This window comes from Bradyrhizobium sp. LCT2, from assembly GCF_009931255.1.
Classification (GTDB): domain Bacteria; phylum Pseudomonadota; class Alphaproteobacteria; order Rhizobiales; family Xanthobacteraceae; genus Bradyrhizobium; species Bradyrhizobium diazoefficiens.
In genome coordinates, this window is record NZ_CP034432.1 from 5,322,996 (window position 1) to 5,336,771 (window position 13,776).

Below are 13,776 nucleotides of genomic sequence, written 5' to 3' on the forward strand. Positions count from 1 at the left end.
CCTCTCGTTGGCGCGGACGCTAGGCGCCGCTCCGCGTGCTCCCTTATGAGGGACATCACAATTCGGCAGTTTTTCCGGGCTACGAGGATCGTCGGGAGGCGATTTTCGTCTACCTGGTCGGCTGCGATTTGGGTGGCGTTGCGACGCGCGGCGATGTACACGCATCTGCGTCGCGTGGCGCCTGCTATGCCCAGCCGACGTACCAACACGCAGTGATGTAGGGTCGAAAGCGAGGAAGACAAGGCTCGTCGATGAGTGGATTCAGGGAACCAGGTTTCGCAGACCGGCAAAAGGCGGCGCAGGACGCCCGCAAAAATCTTTTGAACAAATTCAAATCCCAACCGGGACCGGATGATCCGTCGGTTGCGGCGAAGCGTGCCGAGCGTGAGGCGCTCGCGGCCAAGCGCGCCGAGGCAAAAGCTGCGCGCGAGGCGGAAAAGGCCGAGCAGAAGCGCCTTGAGGAAGAAGCCAAGGCCGCGGAAGCTGCGCGACTTGCGCGTGAGGCCGAGGAAGCGGCCGCCCAAGCGGCTGCGCTCGAGGCCGAACAGAAGGCCAAGCGCGACGCCCGTTACGCCGCCCGCAAGGCCAAGCGCAAGTAACGTTCACAAGTCACATTCAGTTGAACTTGAACTGAGACATCGCTCCGGGGCGGTCCGCGGGACCGCCCCGGACTTTCGAGAGCGCGCGTCTGCCTTGCGCAAACGCCTCCCGCGACGATGGAAGATCAGTTCTTCTTCATCATCCCGTCGTCTTTCTTCATCCCGTCCTTCGACATGTGATCCTTCTTCATGCCGTCGTCCTTGGTCATGGCATCCTTCTTCATGCCTTCCTTGGACATGGTGTCCTTCTTCATCATGCCGTCCTCCTTGCCCATCTTGTCTTGGGCAAAGGCGGCCGGCGACAGTGCGAGGCCAAGCGAGAGAGCGGCAACCGAGACGCCGAGCGCGATGCGGGTGCGAATGGTCATGATTGGTCTTCCCTTCGAGATGGTGTTTGTCAGCGACGGACGCCGCTATTCAATCTCGACGGATTGCCACGCGGCGTTGTTACGCGGTCGCTGATAAATTTCTGCGCGCCGCCGCCGTCCCTCGTTCCGCCTGACCTAGGAGGACCAAAAGTGTGCAGCGCAGCACGGCCGACACTTGCCGCGGCATTCGGTCTCGAACTATCAGATGAGAGAACATCGGGCGAAAGACCGGCTAGGATGGGCCCAGGCACCGGTCTCACAAGGCCTGACCCAAATCACACCAAACAAGAACCGTCCAAGGGAATCACACCATGCTCACGCGCCGCCACCTGCTCGCGACCGCCGTCGCGGCACCCGCCATTCTCCGCTTCGGCACTGGCACCGCGCATGCCGCGACCACGCTGAAGATCTCGCACCAATTCCCGGGCGGCACCATCGACAAGGGCGATTTCCGCGACCGGCTCTGCCGCATGTTCGCCGCCGAAGTCGCCAAGCGCAGCAATGGCGACATTGCCGCTGAGATCTATCCGAACTCCTCGCTGATCAAGACCAACGCGCAGTTCTCCGCGATGCGCAAGGGCGCGCTCGATATCTCGCTCTATCCGATGCCTTACGCCGGCGGCGAATTGCCGGAGACCAATATCGGCCTGATGCCGGGCCTCGTCACCACCTACGACCAGGGCATGCGCTGGAAGAAGGAGCCGGTCGGCAAGGCGCTCTCCGACTTCCTCGCCGACAAGGGCATCATCCTGCTCACCTGGGTGTGGCAGGCCGGCGGCCTCGCCAGCCGCTCCAAGCCTATCGTCGCGCCTGAAGACGCCAAAGGCATGAAGGTGCGCGGCGGCTCGCGCGAGATGGACATGGTGCTCCAGACCGCCGGCGCCTCGGTGCTGTCGGTGCCTTCGAACGAAATCTACGCGGCGATGCAGACCGGCGCCTGCGACGCCGCTCTCACCTCCTCCACCAGCCTGATCTCGTTCCGGCTCGAAGAGGTCGCGAAGTCGCTGACCTCGGGCGCGGGCGCTTCCTACTGGTTCATGCTCGAGCCCTTGATGATGTCGAAGGCGATCTTCGACAAGCTACCGAAGAACCAGCAGGACGTGCTGCTCGCGGTTGGCGCCGAGCTCGAAGTCTTCGGCCGCAAGGGCGCGCAGGACGACGACGTCGAGGTCGCAAAGGTCTACGAGAAGGCCGGCGCCAAGGTCTCGGTGCTCGATGCCGCGACCGTCGGAAAGTGGCGCGACATCGCCCGCGACACCGCGTGGAAGGATTACGGCGCCAAGACCGCGACCGCCGCGAACCTGCTCAAGCTCGCCACCGACGTCGCGGCATGAGCCACGGTCCGCTTCCGGATCGTGACGACCAGGCCAACGCTGCCGCAAGGACCGGCCTTGCGGCGGCGATCGATCGCGGTCTCGCCATCCTCAACAGCATCATCGTCGTGTTCGCGGCGATCGCGCTGGTCGCGGCCTGCGCCATCCTGAGCTACAGCGTGCTGAGCCGCGCCTTGTTCAAGGCCGCCAATTACTGGCAGGACGAGGCCGCCGTGTTCCTGCTGGTCGGCGCGACCTTCATGACGGCCGCCTATGTGCAGCAGAACCGCGGTCATATCGGCATCGAGGCTTTCGTCGGCCTGCTCTCGCCGCTGGCGAACCGGATCAGGCTCTGGCTGGTCGATGCCGCGACATTCATGTTCTGCGCCTTCTTCACATGGAAATCCTGGACGCTGGCCCATGAGGCCTATGTCGACGGCCAGGTCTCGAACTCGATGTGGTCGCCGCCACTCGCCATTCCCTATTCGCTGATGGCGCTCGGCATGAGCCTGCTCTGCGTCCAAATTCTCGTGCAGCTTGCGCTGCCTTTCGCAGGAGCCAGGCGTCCATGAGCGTTTTCGGTATTGGCCTAGCTTACGCGATTGCGACGCTGGTCGTGATGTTCTCGGGCATGCCGATCGCCTTCGCACTTGGCGCGGTCGCGGTCGTGTTCATGGGCATCTACATGCCGTCGGCCTCCCTCGATACGGTGACGCAGAACGTCTACGAGGAAATGGCCTCGATCACGCTGCTGTCGATCCCGCTCTTCATCCTGAAGGGCGCGGCGATCGGCAAGTCGCGTGCCGGCCAGGATCTCTATTTGGCCCTGCATGCCTGGCTGCATCGCGTCCCCGGCGGGCTCGGCGTCGCCAACGTGTTCGCCTGCGCGCTATTCGCGGCGATGGCGGGCTCGAGCCCAGCGACCTGCTCGGCAATCGGCTCGGCCGGCATCCCCGAGATGCGCAAGCGCGGCTATTCCGGCGGCTTTGCCGCGGGCATCATCGCCGCCGGCGGCACGCTCGGCATCCTGCTGCCGCCCTCGATCACCATGATCCTGTTCGCGGTCGCGGCGGAAAAGTCACTCGGGCGTCTCTTCCTCGCCGGCATCGGGCCGGGCCTGCTGCTGGTGTCCCTGTTCGGCACCTATGCCGTGATCCGCTTCCGCCGGGAATATGCAGCCGCTGAGGCCATCTACAGGAAAGGCGGACCGGAAGCCGCAATTCTCGCCCGCGACGAGTACACGCTGGCCGAGCGTTTCAGCGTGCTGCCGCGTGTGATCCCGTTCGTGCTTCTGCTCACCGGCGTCATGATCGCGCTCTATGGCGGCTATGCCACGCCGTCGGAGACCGCCGGCCTCGGCGGCCTCCTCGCGCTGGGGCTGATCGCCGCGATCTACAGCGTGTGGCGGCCGAGCGACCTTGCGCCGATCATGAAGTCGACGATCCGGGAATCGACCATGCTGATGATGATCATCGGCATGTCGCTGCTCTATTCCTACGTGATGAGCTATCTGCACATCTCGCAATCGGTCGCCGAATCCGTTGTCGCGATGCACCTGCCGCGCTGGGGCCTGTTGTTCGCGATCCTCGTCATGGTCGTCGTGCTCGGCTTCTTCCTGCCGCCGGTCTCGATCATCCTGATGACCGCGCCGATCATCCTGCCGCCCTTACGCGCCGCGAACTTCGACATCATCTGGTTCGGCGTGGTCATGACCATCGTGATGGAGATGGGGCTGATCCACCCACCTGTGGGATTGAACATCTTCGTCATCCGCAACGTCGCGCCCGATATTCCCCTCAGCGAGGTGATCTGGGGCACCCTCCCCTTCGTGCTGCTGATGATGCTCGCCGTGCTGCTGCTGTGCTTCGTGCCGGGGATATCGACCGCGCTGCCGGATCTCGTGATGGGGCCGGACGGGAGCAGGTAGCGGCAATCGCAACTTCCGTAGGGTGGGCAAAGCGTAGCGTGCCCACCAGAATGTACGACGCCTAGACGGTGGGCACGGCGCTATGCGCCTTTGCCCACCCTACGATTTCTCCTTCCGCCGTGATTTCGGCGCGATCGTGCTGCCGGCCACGACCTGCAACAGATCCTTGCGCACGGCCTCGATGTGCCGCTCCAAAAACCGGCAGGCCTCATCGACCTTCTGCGCGCGGCAGAGCGCGATCAGGTGGGCGTGCTCTTTCTCGGCCGTCCCCATCGCCTTGGTGTTGGAGAGCTGCAGGCGCGTGTAGCGGTCGCTGGTCTGGAGCAGCGACAGCACGATCGCGCGCGTGCGCGGCTGCGCGGCGTGGACGTAGAGCGCCATGTGGAAGTCGGCGTTGAGCTGGCCCCATTCGCTGACGTTGCGCGCCTTGATCGCCTTCTCGAAACTCTTGTGGATGTCGTCGAGCCCCGCGAAATCCTCCGCGGTGAAGCGCGGCGCCGACTGCGCCAGCAAGCGCGGCTCCAGGATGCGGCGGAGGTCGAACACGTCGTTGATCTCGTCCAGTGACAGCTCCGAGACGATGGCGCCCTTCTGCGGAACAATGCGCACCAGCCCTTCGGCCTCGAGCTGGAACAGCGCCTCGCGCACCGGAATGCGGCTGACGCCGTAGGCATCGCCAAGCGCATCCTGGCGCAATTGCGATCCCGCCGGATAGGTGCCGTCGAGGATCGCCTGCCGGAGCTGGTCGACGATCGCAGCCGACAGGGTGCGATGCTTCAGAGGCTGTTTCATCTGACCTTCCGTCTTTCTTCGCGACTCGTCCGGCAGAAAGCGGTCCCTCTCTTGCATGTTGAGGGCGCCAGCAAAAGCCAGCCCCCCCACAAAACCAGGTGCCCAGCAAAAGCGCGTCCTGCCGCCGAAATGACCGCAATCTCCGTTTGACACCCAAAATGTATAAATTATACATTTTGCCTTGGCACGAGAATTCTGACGGGGGATTGGGGCCTTTGATGATCGAAGGGACGATGCCGGATACGAGCGCGTTCAGCGCCCGGTGGATTGTGATCAGGGGTTCGAGCGCACTGCTGGCCTTCGAACGTCTGGCGCTGATGGGCCTGATGTACCTGCTCACCGCACTGATCCTGGTGAACGTGGTCACCCGCTACTCGCATTTCCCGATCTACTGGATCGATGAATCGGCAGTCTATTGCGTGGTCTGGCTGACCTTCATCGGCGCCTCCGCCATGACGCGGTTGCGGCTGGACTTCGCCGTCACGATGCTGACGGAGCGTCTTTCGCCGCAGCACCAGAAGATCGCCAAAGTGATCTCGACAGGTCTCGTCGTCGTGTTCGGCATCGCCCTGATCGTCACCTGCGTGCTCTGGATGGACCCGATCGGGCTCGCACGCGCCGGCTTCGACGGGCGCAAGCTCGCGGCCGAAACCTTCAACTTCCTCTACACCGAGCACACCCAGACGCTGAACTGGCCGACCTGGGTGCTCTATTTGACGCTGCCGATCTTCGCGGTGTCGATGACCATTCACGGCCTCGCCAATCTACTTGAAGATCTCGAGCTGGTCCCGCGCACGCCGCTGAGGGGCTTCCAGCTCTCCGAACTCGACGGGGTCAACTGATGATCACGTCTGCCGCCTTCGTCGCGATCATGCTGGTCGGCGTGCCGATCGGGCTCTGCCTGTGCCTCGCCGGCCTCGTCTACATCGCCGCATCCGGCAATCCGGTGCTGTTCCAGTCCTATCCGCTCCAGCTGTTCGGCGGCGTCGACAGCTACGGCCTGATCGCCATTCCGCTCTTCATCCTGATCGGTGAGATCATGAACGGCGGCGGCATCACCCGCCGCATCGTCGACATGGCGATGGCCTTCGTCGGCTCGCTGAAGGGCGGGCTCGCCTACGTCAACATCCTCGCCAACATGTTCATCTCCTCGATCCTGGGATCTGCGACCGCGCAGGTCGCGATCATGGCCCAGATCATGGTGCCGGAGATGGAGAAGAAGGGCTACGATAAGACTTTTGCGGCGGGCCTCACCGCCTATGGCGGCATGCTCGGGCCGATCATCCCGCCCTCGGTGATGTTCGTGGTCTACAGCGTTCTCGCGCAGGTCTCGGTCAGCGACATGCTGATCGCCGGAATCGTGCCGGGCGTCATCCTGACCGTGATGTTCTGCCTCGTCATCGCGCTGATGGGATACATCTACAATTATCCCCGCGCCGACTATCAGACGCCGCGCCAGCGCGTCATGACGATCCTGCGGACGTCGCCCACCCTGCTGATCCCGATCGTCATCGTCGGCACCATCCTCGGCGGCCTCGCCAACGCAACGGAATCCGCAGCCGTCGGCGCCGTCGCCGCGGCGCTGGTGGGAAAATACTGGACCAAAGAGTTCGAGTTCTCCCAGCTGCCGCAGATGATGCTGCGCAGTGCCATCTATTCGGCCATCGTGCTGTTCCTCGTCGCCGCCGCCGCGGTGTTCTCCTGGGTCCTGATCTTCGGCAAGGTGCCGCAGGAGACCGCCGGCTGGATCCAGTCGGCCGCCAAGGACCCGATCAGCTTCATGCTGATCTGCAACGTCATCCTGCTGGTGATCGGCACTGTCATCGACGGCATACCCGGCCTGATCATGACGGTGCCGATCCTGCTGCCGGTCGCAACCGACGTCTATCACATCGACCCCCGGCATTTCGGCGTCGTCGTGGTGATCAACCTGGTGCTCGGCCTGTTGTCGCCGCCGTCGGGCTCTGCTTCTTCGTCGCGGCCGCCGTCACCGGCGCCAAGCCCGGCAAGATGTTCATGGTGACGCTGCCCTTCTTCGTCATCTCCTGCGTCCTGCTGGTGCTGCTCTCGCTCTTCCCTTCGCTCTCGCTGATCCTCGTCAAATAGGCCCGTCCAAAAGGAGCCCGACCATGCCGCTTTCACGTCGCCGCTTTCTCGCCGCCAGCGCAGCCGCATCGGTGTTCGCGCCGTCGCTGGCGCTCGCCCAGGCCAAGGAATTCCGCCTCGGCCTGATCACGCCGAACGGTCATTCCTGGAACAAGGCCGCACTCAAATTCGGCGACGAGCTCAAGGCCGCCACCAACGGCCGGCTGACGCTGACCGTGTTCCACTCCGGCCAGCTCGGCAACGAGCCCGCGATGATGCAGCAATTGCAGTCCGGCGCGCTCGACATGGGCTTCATCCAGGCCGCCGAGCTCGGCTCGCGCGTCCCGCACATCGCCGCGATCAATGCGCCCTACATCGTCCGCTCGACGCCGGCGGTCGCGAAATTCGTGCGGCATCCCGCGGCGGTGAAGCTGTTCGACGTGCTGCCGCAGGAGACCGGCACGATCGGGCTCGGCTGGGGCATCACCGGCATGCGCGCCGTGTTCTCCTCCAGGGACCTGAATTCGCTCGCCGACATCAAGGGCATGAAGCTGCGCATCAACCCGACGCCGGTCTATCGCGATTTCTATTCCTCGCTTGGCGCGGCGCCGACGCCGATTCCGACGCCGCAGGTGTTCGACGCGATGGCCAACGGCCAGGTCGACGGCCTCGAGGCCGATCTCGAATTCTCCTGGAACCAGCGCTTCGACAAGGTCTCGAGGGTGATCCTCCAGATGAACGCCGTCTTCATGCCGATGGCCGCAGTGGTCTCGGGCCGGGTCTGGCAGTCGCTCCCCGCAGCTGACCGCGAGCTGATCGCCAAGACGGTCAAGTCGACGCTGGACGCGCAGATCGACGAGCTCGCCGGCAACGAGCCCGCGCTGATCGAGAACTTCAAGAACGCGTCGATCCCGATCCGCCAGGTGCCGGCCGGCGACACCGAGGCGGTCATTGCCGAGTTCGACAAGATCTGGCTGCCCAAGGCTCCGGTCCTCGCCGAATTGCGCAAGGTCGGCGCCACGCTCTGATCCCGCCCGCCATCCTCTTCACCACAGCCGGCGGCCCCAGCCCCCCGCCGGCAAAACTTACTTGGAGTTAGACCATGAGCCGCCGCGTTTCCTGGGAAGGCGTCTTCCCGGCCGTCACCACGCAATTCCACGACGATCTCTCGCTCGACATCGACGCGACCGCGAAGGTGATGGACGGACTGATCCGCGACGGCGTCTCCGGTCTGATCGTCTGCGGCTCCGTCGGCGAGAACACGTCGCTGGATCGCAAGGAGAAGGTCGCGATCATGGAGACGGCGAAATCCGTCGCGGCCGGGCGCGTGCCCGTGCTGTGCGGCATCGCCGAGTTCACCACGGCCTTCGCGGTCGAGACGGCGAAGGAAGCCGCGCGCGTCGGCATCGACGGCGTCATGGTGATGCCGGCCCTGGTCTATTCGTCGAAGCCGCACGAGACCGCCGCGCATTTCCGCGCCGTTGCCACCGCGACGGACCTTCCCGTGATGCTCTACAACAACCCGCCGATCTACAAGAACGACGTCACCCCCGACATCCTGGCCTCGCTCGCCGACGTCGAGACGGTCGTCTGCTTCAAGGATTCCTCCGGCGACACGCGCCGCTTCATCGACACAAGGAACATGGTCGGCGACCGCTTCGTGCTGTTCGCAGGCCTCGACGACGTCATCGTCGAGAGCGTCGCCATGGGCGCCGTGGGCTGGGTCTCCGGCATGTCGAACGCCTTCCCGCGCGAGGGAGAGACGCTGTTTCGCCTGGCCAAGGCGGGACGCTATGCCGAGGCGATGCCGCTCTACGAATGGTTCATGCCGCTCTTGCATCTCGATGCGCGCCCGGACCTCGTCCAGTGCATCAAGCTGTGCGAGCACATCATGGGCCGCGGCACGGCGCTGACCCGTCCGCCGCGCCTCGCCCTGCTGCCGCAGGAGAAGGCCGAGGTCGAGGCCATGATGGTCAAGGCACTCAAGAGCCGGCCGCGTCTGCCGGATGTCGGGCTGAAGGCGGCCTGACCGCGCGTTTCGTTGTCTCGTAGGGTGGGCAAAGCGAAAGCGTGCCCACCATTTCCAAATTCGATCGCGGAGAGATGGTGGGCACGGCGCTATGCGCCTTTGCCCACCCTACGAAAATTAGGACGTAGTTCGCTTCTTCTTCGCATTCAGCGCGGACGCCACGCGGCTCACGGGCGGCTTGCCCAGCACGCCGCTCATCTCGTTCGTCGCCGCCAACAGCTTCTCCATGTCGACGCCGGTGCTGATACCCATGCCTTCGAGCATGTAGACGACATCCTCGGTCGCGACATTGCCGGTCGCGCCGGGGGCGTAGGGGCAGCCGCCGAGCCCACCGGCGGCGGCATCGATGACGCGGACGCCCTGCTCCAGCCCGGCATAGAGATTGGCGAGCGCCTGGCCGTAGGTGTCATGAAAGTGCATCGCGAGGTTGGCGGCGGGGATGTTGGCGCTGACGGCGCGCAGCATTTCCTTCGCCTTGGCCGGGGTGCCGACGCCGATGGTGTCGCCGAGCGAGATCTCGTAGCAGCCGAGGTCCCACAGCGTGCTAGCAAGATCGGCCACCGCCTTCGGCTTGATCTCGCCGTCGAACGGACAGCCCAGCACGCAGGAAATGTAGCCGCGCACCTTGATGCCGTCGGTCTTGGCGCGCGCCAGCACCGGCTTGAACCGTTCGATCGACTCCGCGACCGTGCAGTTGATGTTGGCCCGCGAAAAGCCTTCGGAGGCTGCCGCGAACACCGAGACCACCTTCGCGCCCGCGGCGCGGGCGGCGTCATAGCCCTTCTCGTTCGGCACCAGCACGTGGAATTCGGCACCCGTTATATGGCTCACGCCGCGCAGCACGGCATCGGAGCTTGCCATTTGCGGGATCGCCTTGGGCGACACGAAGGCGCCAACCTCGACCGTATTGAGGCCGGCTCCGACCAGCGCCTCGACGAAGGCGATGCGGGCCTCGACGCTCACGGGCGTCTTCTCGTTCTGGAGGCCGTCGCGCGGCCCCATCTCGATGATGCGGACGGGCTCGCTCATCTCATTCTCCTGAAGGCTCGACCACGGCGAGCTCGACGCCCTCCTGCACGATGTCGCCGACCTTGCACTTGATCGACGTCAGCACGCCGGCATAGGGCGCCCGCAGCGTCTGCTCCATCTTCATCACTTCGAGGGTGAGGATCGGCGCGCCCTTCTCCAGCGTTGCGCCCTCCTCGGCCAGCACGGCGACGACCGTGCCCGGCAAGGGTGCCGCGATCTTGTCCGCGCCGGCCTGCTCCTCGGTCTCGCCGCCGAACGGATCGACCCAATGCAGGTCGAAGCGGCCGTGGCGCGTGCGCAAATAGAGCTCATGGCCGTCGATCACGGCGGCGACCTGGGATTTGACGCCGTCGAGCGTCAGATCGAAGCCGCCATCGCGCGGCGCGATCGCAAATGCCAGCTCGCGGTCGCCGATCACAAGCGTCGACGGCCCGCTGCCGTAGTTGAGGGTGATCTTCTGCTCAGGCCCATGGCCAACGCGGAAGGCAAAGCTGCGCTGACGCCGGCCGACCGGCATCCAGCCGAACGTCTGCCAGGGCGAATTCGCCTCTGCCTGCGCGGCCTGCCGTTCGTCGTTCACGATCGCGGCGACCGCGGCGCAGAGCTCGAGCTCGCCGGGCGCAGGCGTCGCCTGCGTCAACACCGCCAGCTCGCGCTCGATGAAGCCGGTGTCGATCGCATTCGCCCGCACTTTTTGATGCGTGATCAGCGCCGACAGGAACGGGATATTGGTGACGATGCCGCGAACGTCGGAGTCCTCCAGTCCGCGGTTCAGCCGCTCGATCGCGACATCCCGGGTCGGTGCCCAGGCGATCATTTTTGCGAGCATCGCGTCATAGTACGGCGAGACGCTGTCGCCCTCGCGATAGCCCGCGTCGATGCGCAGGCCGCCGGTCTCTGCGGGCAGCCGCCAGGTCGAGATCTTTCCGACCGAGGGCATGAAGTTCTTGGTCGGATTTTCGGCGTAGACGCGCGCCTCGACCGCGTGGCCGTTGAGGCGGATCTCGTCCTGCCGCAGCGGCAACGCCTCGCCGAAGGCGACGCGCAGCTGCCATTCGACGAGGTCGATTCCGGTGATCAGCTCGGTCACGGGATGCTCGACCTGGAGACGCGTGTTCATCTCGATGAAGAACACGTCCTTGCCGTCGGAGACGAACTCGATTGTGCCGGCGCCGACATAGTTCACCGCGCCGGCCGCCTTTCGCGCCGCGGCGCAGACCGTCTCGCGCTGTGCCGCATTGAGGGTCGGCGACGGCGCTTCCTCGATCACCTTCTGGTGCCGGCGCTGCAGCGTGCATTCGCGCTCGAACAGCGAGAGCAGATTGCCGTGGCTGTCGCCGATGATCTGCACCTCGATGTGGCGGGGATTGTCGACATATTTCTCGATCAGCATGCGGTCGTCGCCGAACGCGGCCTTGGCCTCGCGCTTGGCGCTGACGATCGCGGGCCCGAGCTCGGTCGCCGAGCGCACGATCCGCATGCCGCGGCCACCGCCGCCGGCGGACGCTTTCACCAGGATCGGGAAGCCGATCTGGTTCGCGGCCTTCGCCAGCGTCGCCTCGTCCTGGGCCTCGCCGTGATAGCCGGGCACCAGCGGCACGCCCGCCTTCTCCATCAGCGCTTTCGAGCCGGACTTCGAGCCCATCGCCGTCATCATCCCGGCGGTCGGCCCCACGAAGACCAGCCCCGCGTCGAGGCAGGCATGCGCAAACTCGGCATTCTCCGACAGGAAGCCGTAGCCGGGATGCACGGCCTCCGCCCCGGTCTTTCGCGCGGCTTCGATCAGACGCTCGACATTGAGATAACTGTCGCGCGCCCGCGCGGGGCCGAGCAGTACGGCCTCGTCGGCGAGCGCGACATGCATCGCGTCGCGGTCGGCCTCGGAATAGACCGCGACTGTGCGCAGGCCCATGGCGCGGGCGGTGCGAATGACGCGGCAGGCGATCTCGCCGCGGTTGGCGATCAGGAGGGTGCGAAAACGGCGGTAGAGCTTTGAGCGGTCCATCGCATCACATCCTGAACAGGCCGAATTTCGTCGGTTCGATCGGCGCATTCGACGCCGCCGAGAGGCCAAGCCCGAGCACGAGCCTGGTGTCGGCCGGGTCGATCACGCCGTCGTCCCACAGACGCGCGGTCGCGTAGTACGGATGGCCCTGGCTCTCATATTGCGCGCGGATGGGCTCGCGGAACTTGTCTTCCTCGTCCTTGGACCAGCTATCGCCCTTGGCCTCGATATTGTCGCGCCGGACCTGGCTCAGCACCATCGAGGCCTGCTCGCCGCCCATCACCGAGATGCGCGCGTTCGGCCACATCCAGAGAAAGCGCGGTGAGTAGGCGCGGCCGCACATGCCGTAATTGCCGGCGCCATAGGAGCCGCCGATCACCACGGTGAATTTCGGCACCGAGGCGGTCGCAACCGCCGTCACGAGCTTGGCGCCGTCGCGCGCGATGCCGCCGGCCTCGTACTTCTTGCCGACCATGAAGCCGGTGATGTTCTGCAAGAAAACAAGAGGAATGCCGCGCTGGCAGCACAGCTCGATGAAATGCGCCCCCTTCAGCGAGCTCTCGCTGAACAGGATGCCGTTGTTGGCGATGATGCCGACCGGATAGCCCCAGATATGGGCGAAGCCGCACACCAGCGTCGTGCCGTAGAGTTTCTTGAACTCGTCGAATTCCGACCCGTCCACAACGCGCGCGATGATGTCGCGCACGTCGAACGGCTTGCGGCCATCGACCGGCACCACGCCGTAGATCTCCTCGGCCGCGAACAGCGGATCGCGCGGCGGATGCATGTTGAGGTTCGGCCGGCTCGACGGCTTCAGGGTGCCGACGATGCGACGGGCGATGCCGATCGCGTGGGCGTCGTTCTGCGCGTAGTGATCGGTCACACCTGATTGCCGCGAATGCACGTCGGCGCCGCCGAGCTCCTCCGCGGTCACCACCTCGCCGGTCGCCGCCTTCACCAGCGGCGGGCCGCCGAGGAAGATGGTGCCCTGGTTGCGCACGATGATGCTCTCGTCCGACATGGCCGGCACATAGGCGCCGCCGGCGGTGCAGGACCCCATCACGATCGCGACCTGCGGGATGCCTTGCGACGACATCTGCGCCTGGTTGTAGAAGATGCGGCCGAAGTGGCGCTCGTCCGGAAAGATCTCGTCCTGGAGCGGCAGGAAGGCGCCGCCGGAATCGACCATATAAACGCAGGGAAGATTGTTCTGCCGCGCGATGTCCTGCGCGCGCAGATGCTTCTTCACAGTCATCGGATAATAGGTGCCGCCCTTGATGGTGGCGTCGTTGGCGACGATCACGCATTCGCGGCCCGAGATGCGCCCCACCCCCGTGACGACGCTCGCCGAATGCACGTCGCCGCCATAGAGGCCGTAGGCCGCCAGCGGCGACAGCTCCAGGAACGAGGTCCCGGGATCGACCAGCAGGTCAACGCGCTCGCGCGCCAGCATCTTGCCGCGCGAGGTGTGGCGGTTGCGCGAGGCCTCGCCGCCGCCGCCCGCAACCTGGCTGAGCTTTTCGCGCAAGTCCGCGACGAGGGAGCGCATGGCCTCGGAATTGCGCGCAAAGTCTGACGAAGACGGATCGATGCTGGAATGGAGCGGCATGTTGTCCCGCGTTTCTGGTG

12 protein-coding genes and 1 pseudogene are annotated in these 13,776 nt (G+C 65.1%); 8 read left to right on the forward strand and 5 right to left on the reverse strand.

The window, feature by feature from the left end; translation table 11 throughout:
• Positions 1–251 precede the first annotated feature (251 nt).
• Positions 252–599, forward strand: coding sequence for a DUF6481 family protein (locus EI171_RS25530; protein ID WP_028171345.1), 348 nt, complete (start codon positions 252–254; stop codon positions 597–599).
• A 125-nt stretch (positions 600–724) separates the two neighbouring features.
• On the opposite strand, the gene EI171_RS25535 is transcribed toward EI171_RS25530, so the two are convergent.
• A complete protein-coding gene (locus EI171_RS25535; RefSeq protein WP_161534991.1) occupies positions 725–967 on the reverse strand; it encodes a pentapeptide MXKDX repeat protein in 243 nt (80 codons plus the stop codon).
• Between the two features lie 311 nt (positions 968–1,278).
• Between EI171_RS25535 and dctP the strand changes: the two genes are divergently transcribed.
• From dctP to EI171_RS25550, 3 genes are read left to right on the forward strand one after another with little or no spacing between them, the layout of a single operon-like run.
• Complete coding sequence (gene dctP / locus EI171_RS25540) at positions 1,279–2,301, forward strand: TRAP transporter substrate-binding protein DctP (RefSeq protein ID WP_011087202.1); 1,023 nt, start codon at positions 1,279–1,281, stop codon at positions 2,299–2,301.
• Entirely contained in the window at positions 2,298–2,852 is a 555-nt protein-coding gene (locus tag EI171_RS25545; RefSeq protein WP_060912279.1) for a TRAP transporter small permease, read from the forward strand. The genes dctP and EI171_RS25545 overlap by 4 nt, the downstream gene beginning before the upstream one ends.
• Positions 2,849–4,207 carry a TRAP transporter large permease gene (locus tag EI171_RS25550; protein ID WP_011087200.1) on the forward strand — a complete coding sequence of 453 codons (1,359 nt, stop codon included), beginning with the start codon at positions 2,849–2,851 and terminating at the stop codon, positions 4,205–4,207. Before EI171_RS25545 ends, EI171_RS25550 begins: the two co-directional genes overlap by 4 nt.
• 99 nt (positions 4,208–4,306) lie before the next feature.
• On the opposite strand, the gene EI171_RS25555 is transcribed toward EI171_RS25550, so the two are convergent.
• Positions 4,307–4,999: a GntR family transcriptional regulator gene (locus EI171_RS25555; RefSeq protein ID WP_161534992.1), complete on the reverse strand. Its 693-nt coding sequence runs from the start codon at positions 4,997–4,999 to the stop codon at positions 4,307–4,309.
• A 233-nt stretch (positions 5,000–5,232) separates the two neighbouring features.
• On the opposite strand from EI171_RS25555, the gene EI171_RS25560 reads away from it, so the two are divergent.
• The 4 genes and pseudogenes from EI171_RS25560 to EI171_RS25575 all read left to right on the forward strand — a co-directional run bounded on the left by EI171_RS25560 (position 5,233) and on the right by EI171_RS25575 (position 9,113).
• Complete coding sequence (locus EI171_RS25560) at positions 5,233–5,841, forward strand: TRAP transporter small permease (protein WP_161537077.1); 609 nt, start codon at positions 5,233–5,235, stop codon at positions 5,839–5,841.
• A pseudogene (locus EI171_RS25565) lies at positions 5,841–7,105 on the forward strand (TRAP transporter large permease). The gene EI171_RS25560 and the pseudogene EI171_RS25565 overlap by 1 nt, the downstream one beginning before the upstream one ends.
• Before the next feature lie 23 nt (positions 7,106–7,128).
• Complete coding sequence (locus EI171_RS25570) at positions 7,129–8,112, forward strand: TRAP transporter substrate-binding protein (RefSeq protein ID WP_161534993.1); 984 nt, start codon at positions 7,129–7,131, stop codon at positions 8,110–8,112.
• A 74-nt stretch (positions 8,113–8,186) separates the two neighbouring features.
• Positions 8,187–9,113, forward strand: coding sequence for a dihydrodipicolinate synthase family protein (locus tag EI171_RS25575; RefSeq protein ID WP_161534994.1), 927 nt, complete (start codon positions 8,187–8,189; stop codon positions 9,111–9,113).
• Between the two features lie 117 nt (positions 9,114–9,230).
• Here the strand turns inward: EI171_RS25575 and EI171_RS25580 are convergent, their stop codons facing one another.
• From EI171_RS25580 to EI171_RS25590, 3 genes are read right to left on the reverse strand one after another with little or no spacing between them, the layout of a single operon-like run.
• Positions 9,231–10,142, reverse strand: a complete 912-nt coding sequence (locus EI171_RS25580) for a hydroxymethylglutaryl-CoA lyase (protein ID WP_161534995.1) — start codon at positions 10,140–10,142, stop codon at positions 9,231–9,233.
• Position 10,143: 1 nt separating this feature from the next.
• Complete coding sequence (locus EI171_RS25585) at positions 10,144–12,147, reverse strand: acetyl/propionyl/methylcrotonyl-CoA carboxylase subunit alpha (RefSeq protein ID WP_161534996.1); 2,004 nt, start codon at positions 12,145–12,147, stop codon at positions 10,144–10,146.
• A 4-nt stretch (positions 12,148–12,151) separates the two neighbouring features.
• Complete coding sequence (locus tag EI171_RS25590) at positions 12,152–13,756, reverse strand: carboxyl transferase domain-containing protein (protein ID WP_161534997.1); 1,605 nt, start codon at positions 13,754–13,756, stop codon at positions 12,152–12,154.
• Positions 13,757–13,776: the final 20 nt, after the last annotated feature.

Bases quoted from the DNA above. Each gene is read 5' to 3' on its own strand.
- EI171_RS25530 (WP_028171345.1), top strand. From the start codon at position 252: ATGAGTGGATTCAGGGAACCAGGTTTCGCAGACCGGCAAAAGGCGGCG.
- EI171_RS25535 (WP_161534991.1), bottom strand. From the start codon at position 967: ATGACCATTCGCACCCGCATCGCGCTCGGCGTCTCGGTTGCCGCTCTC.
- dctP (WP_011087202.1), top strand. From the start codon at position 1,279: ATGCTCACGCGCCGCCACCTGCTCGCGACCGCCGTCGCGGCACCCGCC.
- EI171_RS25545 (WP_060912279.1), top strand. From the start codon at position 2,298: ATGAGCCACGGTCCGCTTCCGGATCGTGACGACCAGGCCAACGCTGCC.
- EI171_RS25550 (WP_011087200.1), top strand. From the start codon at position 2,849: ATGAGCGTTTTCGGTATTGGCCTAGCTTACGCGATTGCGACGCTGGTC.
- EI171_RS25555 (WP_161534992.1), bottom strand. From the start codon at position 4,999: ATGAAACAGCCTCTGAAGCATCGCACCCTGTCGGCTGCGATCGTCGAC.
- EI171_RS25560 (WP_161537077.1), top strand. From the start codon at position 5,233: ATGCCGGATACGAGCGCGTTCAGCGCCCGGTGGATTGTGATCAGGGGT.
- EI171_RS25570 (WP_161534993.1), top strand. From the start codon at position 7,129: ATGCCGCTTTCACGTCGCCGCTTTCTCGCCGCCAGCGCAGCCGCATCG.
- EI171_RS25575 (WP_161534994.1), top strand. From the start codon at position 8,187: ATGAGCCGCCGCGTTTCCTGGGAAGGCGTCTTCCCGGCCGTCACCACG.
- EI171_RS25580 (WP_161534995.1), bottom strand. From the start codon at position 10,142: ATGAGCGAGCCCGTCCGCATCATCGAGATGGGGCCGCGCGACGGCCTC.
- EI171_RS25585 (WP_161534996.1), bottom strand. From the start codon at position 12,147: ATGGACCGCTCAAAGCTCTACCGCCGTTTTCGCACCCTCCTGATCGCC.
- EI171_RS25590 (WP_161534997.1), bottom strand. From the start codon at position 13,756: ATGCCGCTCCATTCCAGCATCGATCCGTCTTCGTCAGACTTTGCGCGC.